21 protein-coding genes and 1 pseudogene are annotated in these 23,308 nt (G+C 41.4%); 11 read left to right on the top strand and 11 right to left on the bottom strand.

Annotated elements, in window-relative coordinates; all coding sequences use genetic code 11:
- Positions 1 to 192: 192 nt before the first annotated feature.
- The 4 genes from H6G41_RS12975 to H6G41_RS12965 all read right to left on the bottom strand — a co-directional run bounded on the left by H6G41_RS12975 (position 193) and on the right by H6G41_RS12965 (position 2,443).
- Entirely contained in the window at positions 193 to 1,443 is a 1,251-nt protein-coding gene (locus H6G41_RS12975; protein WP_190746597.1) for a glutamate ligase domain-containing protein, read from the bottom strand.
- Between the two features lie 120 nt (positions 1,444 to 1,563).
- A complete protein-coding gene (locus H6G41_RS12970; RefSeq protein WP_190746596.1) occupies positions 1,564 to 1,689 on the bottom strand; it encodes a photosystem II protein Y in 126 nt (41 codons plus the stop codon).
- Positions 1,690 to 1,691: 2 nt separating this feature from the next.
- The gene (locus H6G41_RS35745) at positions 1,692 to 1,814 is read right to left on the bottom strand and encodes a hypothetical protein (RefSeq protein ID WP_277878114.1); all 123 of its coding nucleotides are present in this window, start codon (positions 1,812 to 1,814) and stop codon (positions 1,692 to 1,694) included.
- Between the two features lie 98 nt (positions 1,815 to 1,912).
- Complete coding sequence (locus tag H6G41_RS12965; protein ID WP_190746595.1) at positions 1,913 to 2,443, bottom strand: gamma carbonic anhydrase family protein; 531 nt, start codon at positions 2,441 to 2,443, stop codon at positions 1,913 to 1,915.
- Positions 2,444 to 2,757: 314 nt separating this feature from the next.
- Between H6G41_RS12965 and H6G41_RS12960 the strand changes: the two genes are divergently transcribed.
- From H6G41_RS12960 to map, 5 genes are all read left to right on the top strand, one after another.
- Complete coding sequence (locus H6G41_RS12960) at positions 2,758 to 3,279, top strand: TIGR02652 family protein (RefSeq protein ID WP_096643054.1); 522 nt, start codon at positions 2,758 to 2,760, stop codon at positions 3,277 to 3,279.
- A 128-nt stretch (positions 3,280 to 3,407) separates the two neighbouring features.
- Entirely contained in the window at positions 3,408 to 3,833 is a 426-nt protein-coding gene (locus H6G41_RS12955) for a VOC family protein (protein ID WP_190746594.1), read from the top strand.
- Positions 3,834 to 3,973: 140 nt separating this feature from the next.
- Positions 3,974 to 6,853, top strand: coding sequence for a pitrilysin family protein (locus H6G41_RS12950; RefSeq protein ID WP_190746593.1), 2,880 nt, complete (start codon positions 3,974 to 3,976; stop codon positions 6,851 to 6,853).
- A 115-nt stretch (positions 6,854 to 6,968) separates the two neighbouring features.
- Positions 6,969 to 7,385 (top strand): cupredoxin domain-containing protein, encoded by a 417-nt coding sequence (locus tag H6G41_RS12945; RefSeq protein ID WP_374939427.1) that lies wholly within the window; start codon positions 6,969 to 6,971, stop codon positions 7,383 to 7,385.
- Positions 7,386 to 7,624: 239 nt separating this feature from the next.
- Entirely contained in the window at positions 7,625 to 8,452 is an 828-nt protein-coding gene (gene map / locus H6G41_RS12940) for a type I methionyl aminopeptidase (RefSeq protein ID WP_190746591.1), read from the top strand.
- Between the two features lie 55 nt (positions 8,453 to 8,507).
- Here map and H6G41_RS12935 read toward each other — a convergent pair whose 3' ends face one another.
- Positions 8,508 to 10,580 carry an amylo-alpha-1,6-glucosidase gene (locus H6G41_RS12935; protein WP_190746590.1) on the bottom strand — a complete coding sequence of 691 codons (2,073 nt, stop codon included), beginning with the start codon at positions 10,578 to 10,580 and terminating at the stop codon, positions 8,508 to 8,510.
- 138 nt (positions 10,581 to 10,718) lie between these two features.
- Between H6G41_RS12935 and H6G41_RS12930 the strand changes: the two genes are divergently transcribed.
- The 3 genes from H6G41_RS12930 (at position 10,719) to H6G41_RS12920 (ending at position 12,928) form a co-directional block, all read left to right on the top strand.
- Positions 10,719 to 11,330, top strand: coding sequence for a peroxiredoxin (locus H6G41_RS12930; protein WP_190746589.1), 612 nt, complete (start codon positions 10,719 to 10,721; stop codon positions 11,328 to 11,330).
- A 274-nt stretch (positions 11,331 to 11,604) separates the two neighbouring features.
- A complete protein-coding gene (locus H6G41_RS12925) occupies positions 11,605 to 12,150 on the top strand; it encodes a peroxiredoxin (protein ID WP_190746588.1) in 546 nt (181 codons plus the stop codon).
- Positions 12,151 to 12,271: 121 nt separating this feature from the next.
- Positions 12,272 to 12,928 carry a glutathione S-transferase family protein gene (locus H6G41_RS12920; protein ID WP_190746587.1) on the top strand — a complete coding sequence of 219 codons (657 nt, stop codon included), beginning with the start codon at positions 12,272 to 12,274 and terminating at the stop codon, positions 12,926 to 12,928.
- A 65-nt stretch (positions 12,929 to 12,993) separates the two neighbouring features.
- Here H6G41_RS12920 and H6G41_RS12915 read toward each other — a convergent pair whose 3' ends face one another.
- Complete coding sequence (locus H6G41_RS12915) at positions 12,994 to 13,986, bottom strand: DnaJ C-terminal domain-containing protein (protein WP_190746586.1); 993 nt, start codon at positions 13,984 to 13,986, stop codon at positions 12,994 to 12,996.
- Between the two features lie 399 nt (positions 13,987 to 14,385).
- Here H6G41_RS12915 and trxA point away from each other — a divergent pair, with 399 nt between their 5' ends.
- On the top strand, positions 14,386 to 14,703 hold the full coding sequence (gene trxA, locus H6G41_RS12910; protein ID WP_190746585.1) for a thioredoxin: 318 nt from the start codon (positions 14,386 to 14,388) through the stop codon (positions 14,701 to 14,703).
- Positions 14,704 to 14,827: 124 nt separating this feature from the next.
- On the opposite strand, the gene prmA is transcribed toward trxA, so the two are convergent.
- The 3 genes from prmA to H6G41_RS12895 form a co-directional block, all read right to left on the bottom strand.
- Complete coding sequence (gene prmA, locus H6G41_RS12905; RefSeq protein WP_190746584.1) at positions 14,828 to 15,748, bottom strand: 50S ribosomal protein L11 methyltransferase; 921 nt, start codon at positions 15,746 to 15,748, stop codon at positions 14,828 to 14,830.
- Positions 15,749 to 15,820: 72 nt separating this feature from the next.
- Positions 15,821 to 17,401, bottom strand: a complete 1,581-nt coding sequence (gene serA / locus H6G41_RS12900) for a phosphoglycerate dehydrogenase (protein WP_190746583.1) — start codon at positions 17,399 to 17,401, stop codon at positions 15,821 to 15,823.
- 465 nt (positions 17,402 to 17,866) lie between these two features.
- A complete protein-coding gene (locus H6G41_RS12895) occupies positions 17,867 to 19,993 on the bottom strand; it encodes a serine/threonine-protein kinase (protein WP_306790430.1) in 2,127 nt (708 codons plus the stop codon).
- Between the two features lie 48 nt (positions 19,994 to 20,041).
- Here H6G41_RS12895 and H6G41_RS12890 point away from each other — a divergent pair, with 48 nt between their 5' ends.
- Complete coding sequence (locus H6G41_RS12890; RefSeq protein WP_190746582.1) at positions 20,042 to 20,845, top strand: Uma2 family endonuclease; 804 nt, start codon at positions 20,042 to 20,044, stop codon at positions 20,843 to 20,845.
- A 126-nt stretch (positions 20,846 to 20,971) separates the two neighbouring features.
- On the opposite strand, the gene H6G41_RS12885 is transcribed toward H6G41_RS12890, so the two are convergent.
- Positions 20,972 to 21,829, bottom strand: a complete 858-nt coding sequence (locus H6G41_RS12885; protein ID WP_190746581.1) for an HIT family protein — start codon at positions 21,827 to 21,829, stop codon at positions 20,972 to 20,974.
- Between the two features lie 81 nt (positions 21,830 to 21,910).
- The gene (locus H6G41_RS12880) at positions 21,911 to 22,636 is read right to left on the bottom strand and encodes a Uma2 family endonuclease (RefSeq protein ID WP_190746580.1); all 726 of its coding nucleotides are present in this window, start codon (positions 22,634 to 22,636) and stop codon (positions 21,911 to 21,913) included.
- 165 nt (positions 22,637 to 22,801) lie between these two features.
- Between H6G41_RS12880 and H6G41_RS12875 the strand changes: the two are divergent.
- Positions 22,802 to 23,308, top strand: a pseudogene (locus tag H6G41_RS12875) (hypothetical protein); the annotation flags it as partial.

Here is a 23,308-nt window from a genome sequence, read left to right as displayed (position 1 = left end):
CATAAACAAGGGAAAACTCTTTGATATTAACGTTTTTGGACTTGACTGGATAAAGCGATCGCATTAATCAAAAGTCAGGATATTTCCAAGAAGTGTGTTTAAATCACCAGAAATATATTACTATTTGTAAACATTTTTAATAAACTATTTAATTGGCAATACATATATAAATTGAAAGTTGCATTACTGGAATTATTTATTTGCTAAAAAATTTCCTATTAAATATAGAGAACCACACAATACAACTAAGTTGTCTGATACAGCAAAAGCTGCTTCCAAGGCTAATAATAAATCTGGGTAAGATTGGCAAAAACTTAAGTTTGGGCAACTATCAGTAGCTAGCTTAGCTAATTGATGAGGGCTAGCTGAAGATATATCCGGTACTGGTACGAGAAATAATCTATCTTCTGGGCGTAATAAGACTTGAAAAATATCAGCGTGGTCTTTATTCGCCATCATTCCCATCACCCAAGTAACAGAGGGATGATGCAAGCTATCCACATAATCGCGTAATACTTTAGCACCAGCCGGATTATGGGCACCATCAAGTAATAATGTATGCTTTTGCCAAGTTACCCATTGAATCCGCCCCGGCCATTTAGTCTTTCCCATGCCATTAATTATGGCTGTTTGGGAAATGTGCCACCCCTGTTTTTGGAGGATTTCTATAGCGGCTAAAGCCAAGGCAGAATTAGTTAATTGAATTTGTCCTTGTAAAGGCAGGGGATATTGAATAATTTTAGAATTTTCCTGAGTTTGGTATTCAGCCCATCCTGAAGATATAGGGCGCGCAGGCTGGGGGATAAATACTGGACATTGTAATTCCCCAATTCGCGATCGCACAACTTCTAGGGCATCTTGTGGCAATTGTCCCACAACTACAGGGCATCCCGGTTTGAGAATTCCCGCTTTTTCTCTAGCAATATCGGCTACAGTCGGGCCTAATTGTTGCCAATGTTCGCGACTGATAGAAGTAATTACAGTTACCAAAGGATTATCACACACATTAGTTGCATCTAAGCGCCCGCCTAATCCCACTTCTACCACCGCTACATCCACTTGCTGTTGGGCGAAGTATAACCAAGCGGCGGCGGTAATCACTTCAAACTGAGTTGGCGATTCTTCATCAGGAGCAATTTCACTTTGGACTTTTTGTAATAATTCATACAATTCCTCTGAAGAAATTGCCTGTTCATTAATACAAATACGTTCTGTCCAATCAACTAAATGGGGAGAAATATAACGTCCTGTACGATAACCCGCCTCAGTCAGAATCGATGAAAGATAAGCGCATACAGAACCTTTGCCATTAGTCCCCGCAACATGAACTACAGGCACTTGCTGATGAGGATTACCCAGATTAGCCAAGAGTTTGACAATCCGTGAGAGTCCTAAATTAATACCAAAAGGTTGAAAAGATTTTAGTAGAGAATCAATATCCACAATTGGAAGATGACGGAACGAAGATAAGGAGGAGACACTGACCGATACCCTAACACTAATCAACCGACTGTTCCTAGAAAAAGAAACAGCCGGTTAAAAAATGTTAATTTTTATGTAAATTTAGGCTTCTCTGTTTAAAAAGTTTTGCACTTGTCTTAATGCAGCAGCGCCAATGTTAAACAAAGCCCAACCAGCAGCAATAGCGATTGGAGCTAAAACAACTGCTACGCGAAAATCAATGTCCATATTTAGAACCCCTCTGTTAAATAAATTAAACTTTTGTCAACTACTCTCATTTTTATTGTTAGCTGAAGTGGACAATTTTTCCAGCCCCATTTGTAAAGAATGTTTACAATTTGGGCATGGGGCATTGGGCATGGGGCATTTAGAATTGTTTATTTCTCCGCATCACCGCGTCTTCCCCCCAGTCTTATTGTCCCCCCTGCTCCCTGCTCCCTGCCCCTTGTCCTTATCCCGGCTTGGTAAAGCCAATATCACTGCCTTTACCGGCGTGAACCAAGGCTAACTTTTGGTATTTTTCGGCGTGTTCGATTAATTCTGCGGCTTCAGTGTCTGTGATTTTGCGGACTACTTTACCAGGAATGCCCATAACTAAGGAAAATGGTGGTACATCCTTAGTGACTACAGCACCTGCACCAACAATGCTACCAGTACCTACCCGAACGCCGTCTAAAATTATTGCGCCAATACCAATTAAACTTCCTCGTTCAATGTAGGCAGAATGTATCACAGCACGATGTCCTACGGTGACACGATCTTCTAAGATGGTAGGAAAGCCAGGATCACAGTGTAGAATTGCACCATCTTGGATATTTGTGCATTCACCAATATCAATGCGTTCTACATCTGCTCTGACTACTGCTCCATACCAAATGCTTACCCCGCTTTTGATGTTTACTGAACCGACAACGATCGCATTAGCTGCTATAAAAGCAGCAACAGAAAAATCAGGAGATGGCCAGTAAGAAGCTGTAGACACGATAGAATATGAATATGGTACCCAGGAACACTGGAGAAACTCCAACATTTCAGGCTGGTTGCAAAACCAGAATATCACAGGGTCAACTCAAGGCTAAAGTCGGAAGTCTAAAGTCTGAAATTCTGAATTCATCCTTTAAACTTCAAACTTCTTTGGTCAAGCTTCTATACTGAGGAAGACACTGGTGAATACTGTTCTTGCGACCAGTCATTAAACTGTGTAGCAATGAGGTGGTAACCCCAATTGGTGGAGCCGAAGTGTAAAATCAAACCCACTGGTGCTGGTGAAGACAAAACTATGTTTCTACGCACTTCATGATGAATCCAGGCTTGCAGTACCCAATATTTGGCCCCGAAATTCAGTGTCCCCACTGTCGCCAAACAATTCAGGCATTGACGCTTACAGATACCTATTTATGTCCGCGTCATGGGGCTTTTGAAGCTAATCCGAAAACCGGTGAATTAATCCATTTACAGTCGGGACGCCATTGGCGAAAGTGGAATAACGAATGGTACAGACAACATACCCATCCCGATGGTATAAGGTTTGAAATTCACGAAGCGTTGGATAAACTTTATACTCAAGGTTTCCGAGCAACGCGAGTAATCATTGCACGTCGTTATCAGGAATTAATGAGTGGTTATCTAGAACGCAGCACTACTTGGCGTTCTGGACAACAACAGACGACGGAAAATACCTCAGCGCGGCTATACGGTTTACCTGTAGAGTTTAGCCCCGATCCCACAGATGAACCCTGTTGGGAAGTGATTAATTTTGATTTGGAAAAAGAGCCTGGTGTCCCTGTACGCTATCCTTATTTCCGATTATTTGAGTAGATAAACAATGAGATTAGGGGTTAGGGACTAGGGGCTAGTAATAAAGAAAGTTGAAGAAACATCACAAGTAAACTTTATCTACAGTCTATACTCTCACCCATAACCTCTAGCCCCTAGTCGCTTTGCTTATGCACCACGCTTCAATTCGGACTGCGAATATTCATCGGGCGATCGCCTTTTACGAACAATTGGGGTTTACAGTTTGCGAACGCTTCACTACAGGCTATACCCTGGCTTGTTGGATGGAAGGATTAGGTGGGAGAATTGAACTGATCCAAATTCCCGAACCGAAACCAGCGCCAGATGCTTTTGCGGATGAGCATTATGTGGGCTATTACCATCTTTCTTTCGATTTAACGGAAATTACACCAGATTTGCCCAGTTGGTTAACCAATTTACAAAAACGAGTAGCAACAGCAGATTTACCACCACTAAAAATACTTTTAGAACCGACACAGCAACAAATAGGCGATCGCATTTTTGAAGTGGCTTTCATTGCAGATACTGATGGCTTACCATTGGAATTTTTGCGGATTTTAGCAAAACTCAACTAATTTTGCGGCACTTTTCATGATTTTGGCTGGTAGAATAGCTGATCTCTACACCTTTAATCAGGTGAGAGATTGCGCACAGCGATTAAACTATATTCATCACTCACTTTATGTAACTTAGTTTACAAGCATCTGCAAAATCCATGTCTGTGTTATCTACCTTGTATCGATATCGTTTTTTGTTATTGCTGTTAACTCTATGGATGATTGCGGTATTGTTATTTAGCAGTAAATCTGCTGTTAGCCAGCATATAGTTACGTCACAGCAGATACACCCTCAGTCAATAGTCAATCCACAGGAAAATCTACCCCCAACAGTGACAGAAAACGTCCGCAAGACATTACTCGCAAATGGCCTGACAGTGCTAACCAAAGAAGTACATACTGCGCCAGTGGTAACTGTACAAGTATGGTACAAGGTAGGTTCGCGCAATGAAGAACCAGGACTAAATGGGATTGCGCACCAATTGGAACACATGATGTTTAAAGGAACGCAAACTCGTCCAATTCAATTTGGGAGATTGTTTAGTGCTTTAGGTAGTGACTCCAATGCTTTCACCAGCTACGATCAAACCGCTTATTACGGTACCGCGGAACGAAATAAGCTCAAGGCGCTGCTGATTTTAGAAGCGGATCGGATGCAAAATTCAGTAATTGAGACCGAACAGCTAGCTAGTGAAAAGCGAGTAGTCATTTCTGAGTTACAAGGTTACGAAAATAGCCCAGAATACCGCCTCAATCGGACTGTAATGCGCGCAGCTTTTCCCAATCATGCTTACGGGTTACCTGTAGGCGGGACAAAAGCGGATGTAGAAAAATTTACAGTTGAGCAGGTACAAAAGTATTATCAGAAATATTACAGTCCTGACAATGCTGTTTTAGTAATTGTGGGAGATTTTCAAACTGCACCAACTTTAGAAGCAGTAAAAGAAATATTTGGGAAATTACCAAAGAGTCAACACTCAACAGTCAATACTTCTCTTCGAGACGCTTCGCGTAGCTTGCTTCCCCGAAGGGGTACGGCTTCACTCAGTGACCACACTCAACACTCAACAGTCAACAGTCAACAATTATCAGAATCTCCCATTGTGCTGCGAGAAGCAGGAGCAGGGGAACTGTTGCAAGTAGTTTACCCCCTACCGGATGTTAATCATCCAGATGTGCCAGCCTTGGATGTGATGGATTATATTTTGACAGAGGGACGCAGTTCTCGGCTGGATCAAATATTGGTAGAATCTAGTTTAGCAAGCGACATCAGCGCTTCTGTGGCTAGCTTGCAAGAATCTGGATGGTATGAATTGTTGGTAACAGCTGCTTCTAACCAAAATTTGTCAAAAATTGACTCGGTATTAAATAAAGCGATCGCTGATTTAGTCAAATCAGGAGTTACAGCAGCAGAAGTAAATCGTGCAAAAATGCAATTAGAAGCAGCCGTAATTTTAGCTAATCGCGATCTCACCAACCAAGCAATGCAATTGGGTAATGATGAAACTACTGCTGGTGACTACCGCTATACAGAACGCTATTTAGCTGCTATTCGCAAAGTAACGCCAGCAGATGTTGTGGCTGTAGTTAAAAAATACCTCAAACCAGAAGCACGTATTGTGGGCTACTTTGAACCCACTCAAAAACAAGTAAAAGCTAATACCAGCAAAGCCCATTCCTCTCAAACTACAGAAAATTTCGCTCCAGGCTCGCCTGTAGCACCAAGTGAGATATTAAAATATCTACCTGCTGTGGATGAGGTCATAGACATTGGCGAACGAGATTTACCACAGCAATTTAAATTTGCTAATGGTTTACGGTTATTACTCTTCCCCGATCGCAGTATTCCGACTATCACCCTTAGTGGTCACATTAATGCAGGGATAGAATTTGACCCTGAGGATAAAGCGGGATTAGCATCTTTGGTAGCAGATAACTTGATGAATGGCACGAAAACCAAAGATTTCTTGACAATTGCCAAAGCCTTGGAAGACCGAGGTGCAAATTTAGAGTTTAGAGCCTATCGGGAAGGTGTGCGCATTGAAGGTGATAGTTTAGCTGGTGACTTACCTATAATTTTGCAAACTCTAGCAGATGTCGTTAAAAATAGTACCTTCCCAGCAAAAGAATTGGAACTTGAGCGTCAACAAGCTTTGACTAATCTTAAATTGGATTTAGACGATCCAGATGAGGTAGCTATTAGAACATTTGTTCAATCTATTTATCCGCGAAAGCATCCTTTACATAGCTTCCCAACAGCACAGAGCTTAAAAAAGATTAAGCGTAAAGATGTAATTGCTTTTAAAGAAAAATATTATCGTCCCGATAATATGGTGTTAGCAATAGTCGGAGATTTTGAGCCAGCCAAAGTGCGATCGCTAGTGGAAAAAGAATTTGGGGGATGGAAAGTAAGCGGCGAACCACCAAAATTACAATATCCACAAGTATCAATGCCCGAAAAGGAAGTGCGTGTCAACTCTATCCTACCGGGTAAAGCCCAAGCCATTACTTATATGGGTTATGCGGGGATTAACCGTAAAGATCCCCGATTTTATGCAGCCTTAGTTTTAAATCAGATTTTGGGAGGCGATACCTTATCTAGTAGACTAGGTGCAGAAGTACGCGATCGCCAAGGACTAACCTATGGAATTTATAGCTACTTCCAAGTTGGGAAAAGTGCTGGAACATTTTGGATTGAATTGCAAACCAGCCCTGAAGATACAACAAAAGCGATCGCCAGTACTCAAAAACTGTTAAAGCAAATTCATCAACAAGGTGTTACAGCTTCAGAAGTTGAAGCAGCTAAACAAACACTTATTAGCAACTACAATGTTTCTTTAGCCAACCCAGAGGAATTAACAAAAACTATTTTGATGAATCAAGTGCATGGGCTTGATAAAGTTGAATTACGTTCTTTTAGCGAAAAAATTCAACAAGTTACCCTCGCTCAAGTTAACCAAGCTGCTCGCGAATTAGTCCACCCAGATAAAATTGTAGTAGCAACAGCTGGCCCGGCTGTCTTAGCCCAAATGAAATAATTATTAATTCGTAATTATTAATTCCTAATTTCGGTAAGTCTGTGCGAGAAACCCAGTTTAAATAATCTTTTGGACGATGAAAACTATCAAGCGGATTTATATTATTGTATTATTAATGCTGTGTTTGAGTTTCAGCTATAATTCAGCATTAGCCGCAAATGTATCTGGTGATTTACTGAAACAACCCGCCATTGAAGTTCCTATTAGCTTAGGGAATACAGCTAATGAACTCAAATTTGAGCCGAATAACTTGGAATTTGTGACTGGTAAACGGTACAATCTCCGACTTACTAATCCTAGCCAACTGAAACACTATTTTACTGCCAAAGACTTTGCCGATGGCATATGGACGCAAAAAGTTGAAGCAGGGAAAGTAGAAATTAAAGGAGCTATCCATGAAGTGGAACTCAAACCAGGTGCTACAGCCGAATGGGTATTTGTACCGCTAAAGCCAGGAAAATATAGCTTACGCTGCTCAGTACCAGGACATACAGAAGCAGGAATGACAGGAGAGATTACCGTTACAAATTGACATTTCAAAGTTAAAATAAATTGGCTGAAAAAGACAGATAAGACCTAGAGTATATTTGTTTACTCATTGGAACCAATGTTTGCCATTCCCCAAATATGACTCGGCGGAATGGTTCAATTACTGTCAGAAATTAATCCGACAGTAAAAAATAAGTTAATTTAAATATAGATATTATTTCTCAACTAATCTAGAAAAAACTTAACCATCGGCCTTACAGCGCCGATTGCTTTTAATTACCCATGAACATTCTCAGTAACTTACTTGCTCAAGCAACTCAGCCGCCATCACCTAGCAAACAACGCCGAGGTATCGAACTTAAATCATCGCGTGAAATTGATATTATGCGGCAATCAGCAAAAATTGTCGCAACTGTACTCAAAGAAATTTCCGAATTAGTCCAACCAGGAATGACTACGGCTGATTTAGATGCGTATGCAGAGAAACGCATTCGCGAAATGGGTGCGACACCAAGCTTTAAGGGATATCACGGATTCACAGGTTCTATTTGTGCCAGTATTAACAATGAAGTTGTACATGGAATTCCGAACCCCAAGAAAGTAATTCGGACTGGGGATGTATTAAAAGTAGATACAGGTGCTTATTTCCAAGGTTTTCATGGCGATTCTTGCATTACAATCGCCGTCGGTGAAGTTACCCCAGAAGCAGCTAAACTAATTCGTGTCGCGGAGGAAGCTCTTTATAAAGGTATTGAACAAGTCAAGGCTGGTGCATACTTGCTAGATCTAGCTGGAGCCATTGAAGACCATGTGAAAGCCAATGGTTTTACAGTGGTTGAAGAATTCACTGGACATGGTGTAGGACGCAATTTGCACGAAGAACCTTCTGTGTTTAACTACCGTACTAGAGAAATGCCCAATGTAAAATTACGTGCGGGGATGACTTTAGCCATCGAGCCAATTTTAAATGCAGGTTCTAAGCACACAAGAACTTTAGCCGATCGCTGGACAGCCGTAACTGTAGATAATTCTTTATCAGCCCAGTTTGAGCATACTGTGTTAGTTACAGAAACCGGCTATGAAATTTTGACCGATCGCACAAAAGTTTAGTCAATAGTCAATAGTCAGTTGTTTGTTGACTGTTGACTGTTGACTGTTGACTATTCTAAAGCTGAGATTTCGGTAAATAACGAATAACCTCAGCCACTGACCAAGCTTGGGCGATCGCTCCTTTGGGTTGATGGGGTGGATCGCCATCAAAAATTTCGGAAATAGAGCCAAGACAAGCATCATCGAGAAAATGCTGCAATAGAGGTTGCCAATCAAAAGGTACTGGCTTTTCTGGATAAAAACGTTGCCAAGCACGGATAAACGGGCCAATTAGCCAACTCCAAACAGTACCTTGATGGTAGGCGCGATCGCGCTGTTCTGGAGTACCTTGGTATTTACCAATATATTGCGGATCGGTAGGTGCTAAACTCCGCAGTCCATAGGGGGTAAGTAAGTCAGAAGCCGCAACTGCAAGTACCTGACGCCCTTGTTCGGATGAAAATCCGCAATGATATAAGGATAGGGCTAAAACTGCGTTAGGCCGGATTTGTGAATGACGGCGATCGTCCAATTCGATGGTGTCATAAAAATAGCCGAGTTTTGCATTCCAAAATTTTTGCAGGGAAGTTTTAACCTGTTCTGCTTGTTGTGCATAACGCTGTGCTTGCTTTGCTAGCCGTTCTGAATTAGCATCTTGATTTTGGCTTAATTTTTCTGCCCATTGACTCAGCCAACACAAAGCAGAATACCATAAAGCATTGATTTCTACTGGCTTACCCAGGCGAGGTGTAACAGGTTCTCCTTTTACCACAGCATCCATCCAAGTCAAGGCGACATGAGGCGCATCCCAACTTACCAGCCAATCAGTAGCATCAACATGGATATTGTAGCGAGTAGCACTGACAAATGCTTTATGGATTTGCTGCACTACAGGGAATTGTTCGGCTAAAAATTGCCAATCTTGGGTGGTTTCTAAATAAAGTCCCAGAGTTTCAATCCACAACAGTGCAGCATCAATACTGTTGTAAAAAGGCTCACCACCGATATCAGGAAATGCATTAGGAATTAAACCTTGGCGACAGTAATATCCAAAAGTTTGCAACAGCCCTTTTGCTAAATCAAAGCGTTGCGTTACTAGTGCTAACCCAGGTAATGCAATTAAAGTGTCACGTCCCCAATCATTAAACCAATGGTAACCAGCAATCACTGTAGGCCCAGCAATTGAAGCACGATAAACAATAAACTGATCGCTGGCTTTGAGTAATTGCTGCCATATTGAGTATAGGGCATGGGGCATTGGATATGGGGCATTGGGGCTTTGATTAGTCCCTCGATCGAAGCCAAAAATTTGGGCTAGTCTTTCTTCTTCTGCGGCGATCGCTTCGGTAAAGGTTTCACAAGTTAAGGGTTCTGGCTGTGGATTAGGGAAACCTACTCTGGCTTCTAAAGTAACTACATCACCTGGCTGGAGATGAACTGTTAAGTAACCGGGACTATAAAGATCTTCCTTGTCGCCTAATCCCCGTCGAGTTTCTTCTTGTAATCGATAATCCCAATACCAGACACCATCAGCTTTATAGTCTCCTTGTGTCCACCGTAAATGCCAAGGCGTGCCAAAACGTCCAGCAATAATTGCTTGTAAGCAAACTTGTTCGGGTAATAGCACTTGGGAAAAGTGTAATTCCGCAGCAGCTGTTTGTTGATGATGAAAATCGCGATCGCCAATTAGCAGTCGCAACCTTAAAGTACTGGCTTGTGTACCTTCATAACGATACTGAATCAATAGCCGATGGCATAACTCCGGCGCAGAATTTGGGGAATTTACCTTTCCCCCACTTTCAGTTTCTACCAAACCGTATGGCATTAGCAATTGCCGACTCAGTTGCCAATTATCCTGTCGCCAAATCCATTTTGGTACTGGATGAATCTCAAAATCCCGTAGCAGTTGGTAACCGTTAGGTTCAATGCGTCCGCTACCCCAGTAATTTGTCCCTAAGGTGACAACTTTTCCTTCTACTTCTAGGCTAGCTTCTAAGTGCGAAAGCAGCAAAGTCCGCCCTGAAGGGGGGTTTGTCGCGGCAAATAGCCAACCGTGGTAGGTGCGTGTCCTGACATCGGAAACTGTACCACTGGCAAAACTACCCAAGCCATTGGTCAGTAACCACTCTCTTTGATCTAAATCAACCATTTGCTACTCAAAATCGTTATGACTATGATATAGTCGTAACAGATCGTAATTAAACTGTGACAGCGTGGAAGGGAAAGTTTTCACTGACCCGAATTCCAACGCTAGTAAATGGATATAAGTTGAAGGAGAATTAAGATAATGTCCCTCACTTACGGAACAGAAGGATGCCTCCGCGTTGGTCAACAGGCTCCAGAATTTACAGCAACAGCTGTGTCGGATCAGGAATTTAAGACCATCAAACTTTCCGACTATCGCGGTAAGTATGTTGTTCTATTCTTTTATCCCCTAGACTTTACCTTTGTTTGTCCCACTGAGATCACAGCATTTAGCGATCGCTACGAAGAATTCAAGAAAATTAACACCGAGATTCTTGGTGTTTCCGTTGATAGTGAGTTTTCTCACCTAGCTTGGATTCAAACTGACCGCAAATCTGGTGGTGTTGGCGACTTGAATTATCCTCTAGTTTCCGACATTAAGAAAGAAATCAGCGCAGCTTACAACGTTCTCGATCCAGCGGCAGGTATTGCTTTACGCGGTCTGTTCATCATTGATAAAGATGGTGTAATCCAGCACGCAACCATTAACAACCTTGCTTTTGGTCGTAGCGTTGATGAAACTCTACGGACATTACAAGCAATTCAGTACGTTCAGTCTCACCCAGATGAAGTTTGCCCTGCTGGTTGGCAACCAGGGGATAAAACCATGAATCCCGATCCAGTGAAGTCTAAAGTTTACTTCTCCGCTGTCTAGATTGCTATTGCCAGAAATTGGCAACGCAGTATACTGGATTGAAGAGCAGTATCATTTATAACCACAGATAAACACAGATAAACACAGATACAGATGAATCAGTGTTAACTTCAGTGCCTATCTGTGGTTTTTTCGTTTTTAATTGTCAGTTGTCAGTTGTCAGTTGTGATTAAATTTTCGACTATGGACTTTTGACTGTTGACTGCGCCGCACTGAAGCTCACTCGAAGTGTTGACTGTTGATTATTGACCTTCAATTATCAAGGATAATAAATATGCTAACTTCAACTGATTTTAGCGGCTTAATAAATGAACGTTTTTTCCGGAATTTTCTGCCAATTCCGGCTATAAATGAGTTAAGGCTGGAAGTGGGAACGCCAGATTTTCAATTACCAGATATTACCAATAATAGTTTGGTAAAATTGTCTGAGTTTCGCGGCAAGCGACCAGTATTACTGGCTTTTACCAGGATATTTACAGAAAAGCAATATTGCCCATTTTGCTATCCACATATCAAATCTTTGAATGAGAATTACGAGCAATTTCAAGAGCGTGATGTCGAGATTTTGCTAATTACTAGTACTGATGAAAGACAAAGTGAAGTAGTAGTCAGAGACTTAGGTTTAAAAATGCCTTTACTCAGCGATCCTGCTTGTGGTGTCTTTCGCAGATATCGCGTAGGACAAGCCTTAGGCGCACCTTTACCTGCACAATTTGTATTAGATAAATCAGGCAAGCTCCGCTATTATCATTTATTTTCTTTCCTAAATCATAATGCTAGTGTGGAGACATTATTAGCACAATTTGATGCTTGTAGTTGAGTGAAAATAGGATTTATTGGGCAATACCTAGCAGATAAAGCAGCAAACTTTTCATGCACAAGTAAAATTTTGCTCAATACCTTATAAAGTATACAATTGATAACATCTGAGAGATTTTCTGATGCTCAAACTTTATCACCAACCGATTTCATTTAACTCCCGTCGTCCTTGGATTGCTTTATTAGAAAAGGGACTGGATTTTGAATTAATTGAAATGCAGCTGGATGGCGATCAGTTTCAGCCAGAGTTTGTGGCGCTAAATCCCTTTCATCATATTCCCGTATTAGTTGATGATGACTTTCGGGTAGTGGAATCCCTCGCAATTCTCGACTATCTAGAAGCTAAGTATCCTACCCCTGCTTTATTGCCTAAAGAAGAGAAAGCTTTAGCAATTGTGCGCATGGTGGAAATGGTAACCGTAAATGAACTTTTACCAGCCATAAATCCCCTGTTACGGCAAATGATTGGCTTAGACTCCGAGCCTGAGAAAATTGAAGAAGCAAAACAGAAAGCGACTATCGTACTGAATTTTTTTGAGCAACTACTAGGCGATCGCCCTTACTTTGGTAGCGAACAATTAACTTTGGCCGATATTGTAGCGGGTAGTAGCATTCTTTTCTTGCCGCAAATGGGGGTAACTTTTAATTCTAAACTGCAAAATTGGAGCGATCGCATCATGCAACGCCCATCTTGGCAAACTACTCAACCTTCTCCAAAGACAATTGCAGCGTTTAAGTCTCGGATAAAAACTTTAATGGCGAAAAATCAAGCCAATTAACCTAAATAAACCATAACAATGGCTTCGCGCCGCAGATTCTCTAATTCTGGGCGCGAAACATCATCCTATAACTTGACCTGTTGTAAGTGACTGCGGGGATTATAAGTACGTATAGACCGAATTTTTTCATAATATTCCCGCTCTTGTTGGCTGAGTTCTTTGGGTGGTACAATTGCCACCTTCACCAACTGATCGCCTCGTCCACCCTTAGCTATCGGCCAGCCTTTACCACGCAAGCGCAAGGATTGACCAGAACGCACTCCCGCAGGTAGCTTAACGTTAACAGAACCATCAGGTGTCGGTACATCAATGGAAGCTCCTAAGGTAGCTTCATCTGGTGTAATTGGTAGTTCACAAACCAAATTATCACCTTCAATTTGGAAGAACGAATGGGGCTGAAGTTCCACCTTTAAGTACAAATCGCCCCTTTGCTGCGTCATCGGATTAATTTGACCTTTCCCCCGCACACGCAGACGAGTACCTGATTTAGCGCCAGCAGGGATACGCACATCAATCGTTTCGTTACCTAAACTAAAGCGCTTTTGCACCCCAGCAAACGCTTCGCTAAAAGTCAGAGATATAGTTGCTTCACTATCTTGAGCACCACTAGCACCAGCACCTACATCTTGGAAACCGAAATCGTTAAAACCGCCAAAACCCCCTGGTGGTCTACCTGTAGAAGTTCGATAAGAATAGTTTTGACGGCTACTGCGAGACCCAGCACCACCAAATAACTCATTGAGGAAGTCATTAAAACTACCATATTGGCTGAAGTCAAAGCCGCCCATATCAACCCCAGCACCACCGGGGAAGCCTTCACCAGCTTGTTTCCAGTATTGACCAAATTGGTCATACTTTTTGCGCTTATCTGGGTCAGATAATACCTCATAAGCTTCGTTAACTTCTTTAAAACTAGCTTCCGCCTGTTTATTGCCTGGGTTAACATCAGGGTGATATTTACGGGCTAACCGACGAAAAGCTTGTTTAATTTCCTCTGGACTAGCAGTCTTACTAATTCCCAAAATTGTGTAATAGTCTTTAAAGTCGGTTGCAGCCATCTACCAGCCTCCTCTAGAAATTTCTGTTATGTTATTCTTACAAAGTTGAAGCAGTCCGGTGACGGGTTCCCCCGCTTAAAGGAACTGCCGTCTGATCAGAGGAAACCTCCGCTCAGACTTTGCGCTTTTTCTAAGATATGAGATTCTGTAAGTTGCCAGGTATAATCTCAAGCTCCATAGCATCTGATTTTAAATTAACAAACATCATAGAAAATCAAGTGAGGTTCTCGCTCACCGCAAGAGTGCAATATCCGTACTTCTCTGAGGATGGGACTTGAGGGTGAAAAAGCAGGGGAGCAGAGGGGACAACTGACCATTGACAACTGACCATTGACATTAGTCCCATTTTTTCAAGCAAGCATTACTATTAAATCAAATAAGAGAAAATCGGTGTGTCATATGACTACTAAAAAACAATTCAACAGCTTTGAAGAGATGTTGTCTGGTTCTGATGTACCTGTGTTGGTAGATTTTTATGCTGAATGGTGCGGCCCTTGTCAAATGATGGGGCCGATTTTAGAACAGGTCAATAATCAACTGAAAGATCGGTTACGTATTGTGAAAATAGACACAGAAAAATATCAAGATATAGCTAGTCAGTATCAGATTTACGCTCTACCAACTTTGGTACTGTTTAAGCAAGGTAAACCAGTAGATCGAATCGAAGGTGTGATGCAAGCACCTCAGTTAGTGCAACACCTCCAAGGCATTATTTAATATTGTGGTCGAATGATTTCGTAGTTAGGACTTGAGTCCTGAATTTATTTTTCAGTACTAAAGAAAACCAGCCTACCCTTGGGGTAGGCTAACAGCAAACAGCAAAAGCACAAGGCTGGGTAGTTTACGAACGACGGACATTCAAACAACACCACTCTTTCTTTTTCCACAAAGTAGCAACGATCCAGCCATTATCTTCTAATGCATCAGCTACGGCTTTAGATTGTTCTAGGAGAATACCGCTAAAAATAGCCCAAGTAGTAGGTTTAGCGATCGCACTTATTTGGGGAAGTAACTCAATAATTACATCAGCCAAAATATTGCAAACAATCCCATCAACTGGTTGTGCAATCAGTTTTTGTAATATGTCTACACTGCCTTCTGCTGGTACTAAGCGTTCTGGACTAATGTCATTGAGTGCGCGATTGCTGAAGGTGGATTGCACTGCTAAAGGGTCATTATCTACAGCATATACTTTTTCTGCACCCAATAGCACTGCACCAATTGAAAGGATACCAGACCCACAACCTATATCCGCAATTACCACATGCTCTTTTTTTGGTGACGAACGAGCAAAAGCTTTCGGTAATTCACTCATCCGCATTTCTAGGGATTCTAAGCAGAGTTGGGTTGTTGCATGATTTCCTGTACCAAATGCTACTCCAGGGTCGAGGCGAATTACGAGGCGGTCTGTTGTTTCTGGTAATGGTAACCACGCCGGATTGATTAAAAAGCGATCGCCTATTTTCTCTGGGTGCCAATATTGCTTCCAGCTAGTACCCCAATCTTCTTCGTTAATGATTTGCCAGTGTAAAGTAGGTGCGGTTAACCCTACACACAAAGCATCTTGACGCAGCCACAGAGACAGCGCCGCTAAATCTAGCAGATGTGCTTGAAATTCCGGTAAATAAGCCTTTACCAAAGAGGCATTACCTTTACCTTCAATAGCTGTACCACGACAGCCAAAACTTTCCAGACGCCAAAAGATCGAATCTTCTAAGTCTGGTTCACATAAAATCTGTAATTCCCACCAGGTTTTTGCCATATTTTCAAGTATGAATTGTGAAGGATGAAGGATGAAATTACTTCAGCCTTCATCGCTCATTTTTCATCCTTTTTACAGTGTTACCGTGTATGCATCCCGAATTCCAGGCACTTTGGTAATCTCAGCCAAAATTCCTTCAGGTAGGGGATCGTCAATACTAAGAGCCATAACTGCATCACCGCGGACAATTTTCCGTCCTACTTGCATACTGGCAATATTGACATTAAAACTGCCCAGTAGGGAACCCAGTTTACCAATGATCCCTGGCATATCGCGGTGCAGGGTAAACAGCATATATTTGCTGGGAGGAACGTTAATCGGGAAACCATCAACATCAGTTAGGTGAATTTCTTTCTCGCCTAACAAAGCACCAGTGACAGAATGAGTTCCCAGAGTCCCTGTAGCTTCTAACCGCAAAGAACCTGCATAGTCACGTACAGAAGCATCTCTAGTTTCAATGACGCGAATTCCCCGTTCTTTGGCTTCAATGTTGGCATTGACGTAATTTACCCGTTCCCGCAGTGCTTGGTAAAGCAATCCTTTGAGGGATGCAACTACTAATGGCTGACTCTTGTTAGTTGCCAGTTCGCCTTGTAATCTGACATTCAGTAATTGTACTCTGCCACCGGCTAGTTGACCGACGAGCTTGCCTAAAGTTTCTGCCAACTCCATGTAGGGTTTGAGTTCTTCCAACACATCAGGACTGAGTCCGGGAATGTTAACAGCAGAACGTGCGGGAAGTCCTAAAAGTACATCGCGAATTTGTTCAGCTACATCTATGGCGACATTCACCTGTGCTTCCGCAGTGGATGCACCTAAGTGGGGGGTGAGGATCACATTTTTACCGAGCGATCGCAAATCTGATTCGCCTAGCGGTTCCGACTCAAATACATCTAAAGCTGCACCAGCAATTGTCCCTTCCTTGATAGCTACAGCTAACGCTGCTTCATCAATGATGCCACCACGGGCGCAGTTAATAATCCGGGCAGTCGGTTTCATCTTTGCCAAAGTTGTGGCATTGATTAAATGGGCTGTTTCCGGGGTTTTGGGGATATGTAAACTGATATAGTCAGCTTGCTGAATCAGCAAATCTAACTCGACTAACTGACAGCCAATTTGTTCAGCGCGTTCTGTGGAGATAAAGGGATCGTAACCTAATAGCTTCATCCCCATTGCCTTGGCTACAGCCGCCACATGGGAGCCAATTTTACCTAACCCCACAATACCGAGGGTTTTTTTGTAAACTTCCGCGCCAACGAAAGTTTTGCGATCCCACTCACCTTTTTTCACCGATACATTGGCATCGGGGATATGACGAGATAAAGATAACATCATGGCGATCGCATGTTCGGCAGCCGCGATCGTGTTACCTTCAGGAGAATTGACTACCACAATCCCGTGGCGTGTGGCTGCGGGAACATCCACATTATCGACACCCACACCAGCACGGCCAATTATTTTTAACTGCGTACCGGCTTCAATAATTTCTTGGGTGACGCGCGTACCCGAACGAATCATCAGTGCGTCATACTCACCAATAATTTCTATCAGTTCTGCTGGTTTTAAACCTGTTTTGACATCAACAGTAGCAACTTGCGAGAGAATGTCAATTCCAGCTTGGTCAATAGGATCGGAGACAAGAACCTTGGACATGATTACTTTAAGTTAAAGCTACAGGTTTTGCTGCACAAGACTTTTAAGTGTAGTCTTTATCCGTTACAATTCAGCAAAAATTCTTTGTTTTAATATCAACTTATCCTTACACTGACACTTGGGAGTGAGGATATGCATCAGTTATAGGCGTGGTATGATGCTGCCTCCTAATGTTTGAAGATCCGTGAACGCTTGCGCCACCTTTGGGTAAATATAAACCATTAACTGGGGTCAGCAATATATATTTATTAATAGTTAAGAGTTACCTAGATTTCTCAGTGGCTCGGTAGATGCTGGGGAATTCACCTTGTCTTGTCACTGAAGCTAAAAAGGCGATCGCTACCAGTAAATTTCTCTGGCTAGCAATTGTCGCATTTGATTCTTATGGGCACTTATACATTTATTACATCTATCAACAGATATATTTTTTAGGGGCAAAGGAGATTATAATGCCCCTTGCCTACATTAGAGCGATCGCCAAATTTTAATCGTCCTGTCACTACTACCACTGATGACACTCCGTCCATCTGGGCTAATTACTACGCTATTCACAGAACTTTTATGCCCAGTTAGAGTATTTTTAATTTCTCCAGTTTGTATATTCCAAATTTTAATCCGATAGTCCCAGCTACCACTAGCTAAAGTCTCTCCATTTGGACTAATTGCTAAAGTGCTAACTGGATAGAAATGTCCGATAAGCGTATTGATTAATTTCCCAGTTTTTAGATTCCAAATTTTGATAGTATCATCTGAACTTCCACTGGCTAAAATTTCGCCGTTGGGGCTAATTGCCACACTCATAACTGATTCTTTATGTCCGGCGATAGTATTTTTTAACTGTCCAGTTTTTAGATTCCAAATCTTGATAGTATTATCAGCACTGCCACTAACTAAAGTTTGCCCATCAGCACTAATAGCTAAAGCCATCACTGATTTTGTGTGTCCAGTGAGAGTATTTTTTAGCTTTCCAGTTTCCAGATCCCAAACCTGGATTGTATTACCTCCACCACTAACTAAAGTTTCACCATCTGGTGTAATCGCAAGATAAGTTACTGCATCTTTACTCTTAGGTAAAGTAGTTTTTAATGTCCCATTTGGTAAATTCCAAATCTGAATAATACCATTTTTACTGCCACTAAATAAAGTTTTACCATCACGGCTAATAACAACAGAATTAATCGCGTCTAAATTTTTGCTCAGAGTAGTTTTTAAATCTCCAGTGGCTAAATTCCAAATTTTAATTTTATTATCTGCACCGCCACTAATTAAAGTTTTTCCATCAGCAGTAATTGCTAGGGAATTAACCGCGCCATCATGAGCATCTAAGGTATTAGCTAATGCTAGTTTTTCCGCCTCAATTCTTTTATTTACAATCGGTTGACTCAATTGTAAAACGCCATATCCTCCCAAACCCAGCAGAAAGATAGCACCACTTACCAGCAAAGGTAATTTTAATTGCTGTTTTGGTTTAGCTAAGTCTACTACTGTTGATGGCGGAGGTTGATAGTCTAATTTTGTTGGTAATTCTGATGATGAATTTGATGATGGAATTTGATAATTTACCGTTGGTACTAATTCTGGTGATGGCGGTGAAGCTGACTGCTGATAAGCAACTGTATCTGGAATTTGTGAATGAGATTCGACATCATTAATATCTTCTAAAACTTCCTCTGCTGATTGATAACGTTCCTGATAATTCAGTTGCAGCAACTTATCCAAAATCATTGCTAATTTGTGACTAATTGGTTGCTGCAAATGCGATCGCCAATTAGCAACCCAAGCATATCCTTGTTGCTTCCATAATTCCCAAGGTGCAACACCAGTTAATAAATGAAAGCAAGTAGTACCTACACTATATAAATCGCTAGCTGGATATACTTGTCCATCTTGCATTTGTTCTGGAGGTGCATAACCAAACGAGCCGATAGTTGTGCCTGGTTGAGTAATTACCGTCTCACTCAATTGTTTTGATGCGCCAAAATCGATGAGTACAATATCACCATTTTTGGCAGAAGGTAATTTACGCCGGAGAATATTCGGCGGCTTAATATCTCGATGAATTACCTTTTGCTCGTGAACCGTTTGCAAAATAGTTAATAAATTTACTAGTAAATCCCAAATCTTTTGCTCATTAAAATTACCCTGTTGTCGTAATTCCTCAAATAAATTATCTCCATCAATAAACTGCTGCACTAAATACAATCGATTATCTTGCTCAAAATATGCTAACAGTGTAGGAATTTGGGGATGTTCTCCTAAAAATTGCAGTCGTCTTGCTTCTTGCTCAAATAATTCTGTTGCTTTTTGTATCGCACCAGCACCCTGTATTTGGGGAGCAAATTGCTTAATTACACATAGTTCATTAAACTTTTCTACATCTTCTGCTAAATAAGTTTTGCCAAATCCGCCGCTACCTAATACCCGGATTGGACGATAATGGCGCAATACAATTAGCGGAACACCACAGTGAGAACAAAACTCTGTTCCATCAGCATGGGGTGGATTGTGACAAGAAGAGTTGAGGCAACATATCATAAAGAAATGTTTATCAGTAAATAGAGTAGCGATCGCATAATGATTAATTGCTGTCAATAACCCCAGAAATCGCTATAATTCTGGTGAGTTTTGGGGAAAGCCGCCATGTTAAACTACAATCTGCCTCGGTACTTGCCCTCAGCCGAAGAATTACCAGACTCTGACGACACACCTGTGGATAATGAACTACAAGAATTAATACCAGGATTACTGAAGGCAATTCTGCTGATACTTTGGGCAGATAGAATGGATTGGTTTTTTGGGGTAGACATGGGTATATATTATCACCCCGATGAACCTGCAATTGTGCCCGATGGGTTTCTGAGTTTAGGCGTAGAGCGGTTTTACGATGAGGAATTGCGTCCCAGTTATGTATTGTGGGATGAGAATGTTATACCTAGTTTGGTTTTGGAAGTAGTTTCCCAAAATTATCGTAAAGAATACACAGCTAAATTAGATCAATATGCCAAATTAGGCGTACTCTACTATGTAATTTATTCTTCTCGCCGTCGTCGTAAACCGCGCCTAGAAGTTCATAAGTTAGTTAATGGTAGATATGAATTGCAATCAGGAAACCCAGTTTGGTTACCAGAAATTGGCTTAGGAATTGGCTGCGAAAGAGGAAATTATAGCGGTGTCACTAGAGAATGGCTCTATTGGTACGACGCAGAAGGTAAGCGCTATCCCACCCCAAAAGAACAAATTCAACAAGAAGTACAACGCGCTCAACAAGAAACTCAACGCGCACAGCAAGAAGCTCAACGCGCACAGCAAGAAGCTCAACGCGCACAGCGAGCCGAACAACAAGCCGAACAAGCAGAGCAACGCGCACAGCAAGCAGAGCAACGCGCTCAACTATTGGCGGAACAATTAAGAGCCTTAGGAATCGATCCCGATAGTCTCGGTTAAATATTATTAAGTAATACCAATTTTAAAAAAGAATGCAACAGATTGTAGGGGCATTGGCACTGCCATGCCCCGAAGCGCCTACCTCATTTACCTGAAATATGCTGTATTTTTTTAATTGGAAATCCCTTACTTATTTCTTTGCGGGATCGCATTTCGCATTCCACCTTTAGCGCCAACAGTATCACCTTTGTAGCGAGGGATAATATGAATACTGGCGTGCATCATATTTTGTCCGGCTGCTCGATTAATGTTCATTCCGACATTAAAACCATCGGGTGCAAATTCTTGTTGCAGAATTTCTTGAACTTTATTCGCCATGAGCCAGCAAGCAGATTGTTCTTTAAATGGTAGCTCAAAATAGTTGCTTACATGGCGTTTAGGAATGACTAAAACATGACCTTTACTGATAGGATAACCATCGAAAATTGCATAAGCTGTTGCTGATTCAGTTAATAATGTTAGATGTTTATAAGGATTACAGAATATACAATTCTGAGATGAATTGCGTTGATAATTGTAGTGAGTATATTCATAAAATTCACGCATTTCATCCAAGTAAATGGAATGAAACGGGAGTTTGACTACACATTGGTAGGTAGGTTTTTTATGGATATAATGCTCCCGAAAACCTTCTTTTTTAATATCCCTTCTAACTGCATAATAAGCTTTACCTCCTGGTTTGAGTAGATGAGAGACTTCCATGAGGACATTGGCTTGTTCTTCAGTAAATAAAACATTTAATACATAAAAGCAGATAATCGTATCAAATTTTTCTTGAGGGTATTCAGGAAAATAATAAGGATCGTAAGCTGTAATATCAAAGCCTTTTTGACGCAAAATTTTCACATCATTACCAAAGCCGCAACCAAAATCTAAGACTTTACCTTGCAATAGATTTTGATTTAATAAAAACTGTGCCGGGAATGAAAGGTTATTTCTTTCTATAGCTGTGAGATGGCTGAATTGATTTTTTGGCAATTTCATGGAATTTCGGTGCTGATGTGCTACTCCGCCTTTAAGTAGATTTTTGGTCAAGCGGAGTAGCTTATTATTCCCTTGATTGCTTTATGCGATCGCATCTGGATCGACACCTAACTCACGTAACTTAGCAGCTAACTTTTCAGCGCGTTGGCGTTCCTGTTCAGCTTGTTCGCTACTCCACAGCAGCAAATTTCCCTCTCTATCCCACCAGCGTAACCAATTCATAGTTTGGCATAATCTTTCACCTTGCCAAATTCCCAGAAATAACTCTAACTCTGGAATCCAGAAACGCCCATTTGCATCTGCTGGCTGCAAAGTGTATAGTCCATTTTGTAAGCAGCGTACCTCTAAACTTGGTTCATAGGGATCGTAGGTAACATAGGTGGGAACCTGAAGAATTTTTTCGTAAAAATAGAGTTTACCGTATGGTGGAGTTGAACGCACTGATAACTCTCCCCCTTCTATGTCAGAAAGAAATTCCATCACCACAGTTACAGGAGCGCCTTCTAAATTTGGGGTATAACTACGGCGAATAACATCAGCACCTACAGGCTGAACTTGAGGTATGTAAAACCAATCAGGCGCTTTAACGACGATTTTTTTATTGACTGTGGCTACCAAGCCAAAATTAGAGCCAATCAACATCTGGGGTTGAATGCATCCTGCTGTTCCCAAAGCATCGGTAAGCGCTGCTGCGAGAGTTGGTTGCTGAATATTTTCCACGGGATCGTCGGGTAAAATGAAATCGGCTGGAAGTGCTTCCCAAGTTATAGTTGGTTCTTTGTGGATGGGGTGAATTTGGAGAACCATAGAAGTATTCCTAGTATAAATTTAAATTTATCAGTAAATAGTCAGTAGAACGAGCATTGCCGAGTCTACTATGAAAATTCTACTAACTTTAAATAATCGTAAAATCTGAAATGCTAGACAAGGCTAGTGTATATACTGGTGATCAGAATATAAATAGACACGAGTATGCTCATTGAATGGGTCACTACCTGGGTAGCTACCACAGCAGTTGGATTTGTATCCAAAACTATTATCAGGGAAGAATTTCTCAAAGATTTAGTCAAAGACTGCTGTAAAGATTTTTTCAAATTTATCCTGAAAACTGCTGTAACAGTTCCCTTTCAGCAAGAACCCTTGCAAAAAGCTGAAGTCATGGCGCTGGCAGAATTTTTGCAATTGATGGAACAGGATCTAGAAGATGGTGAACTTGATGAAGATGAAATTGAAAAGTATATCCCGCCACTGAAGCAATTTCTCAAGCATCCACAAGTCAGAGAAATTTTAGGAAATGCGTTTAAGCATGACTACCAGACTATAGACACAAAAAAATTAGCAGAAATTTGGTATCAACTAAACGCATCATTTCCCTTACCTGACTTTTCACGGGATGTGGAAAAGAAAGAGTGGTTCGCGATAGATTATCGCGAACCACTTCCTATTCTTTATTATATTTGGAAGTTTCTTCGACTAAAT

It is taken from the genome of Tolypothrix sp. FACHB-123 (assembly GCF_014697075.1).
Classification (GTDB): domain Bacteria; phylum Cyanobacteriota; class Cyanobacteriia; order Cyanobacteriales; family Nostocaceae; genus Aulosira.
This window is presented reverse-complemented; position numbering and strand designations above follow the sequence as displayed.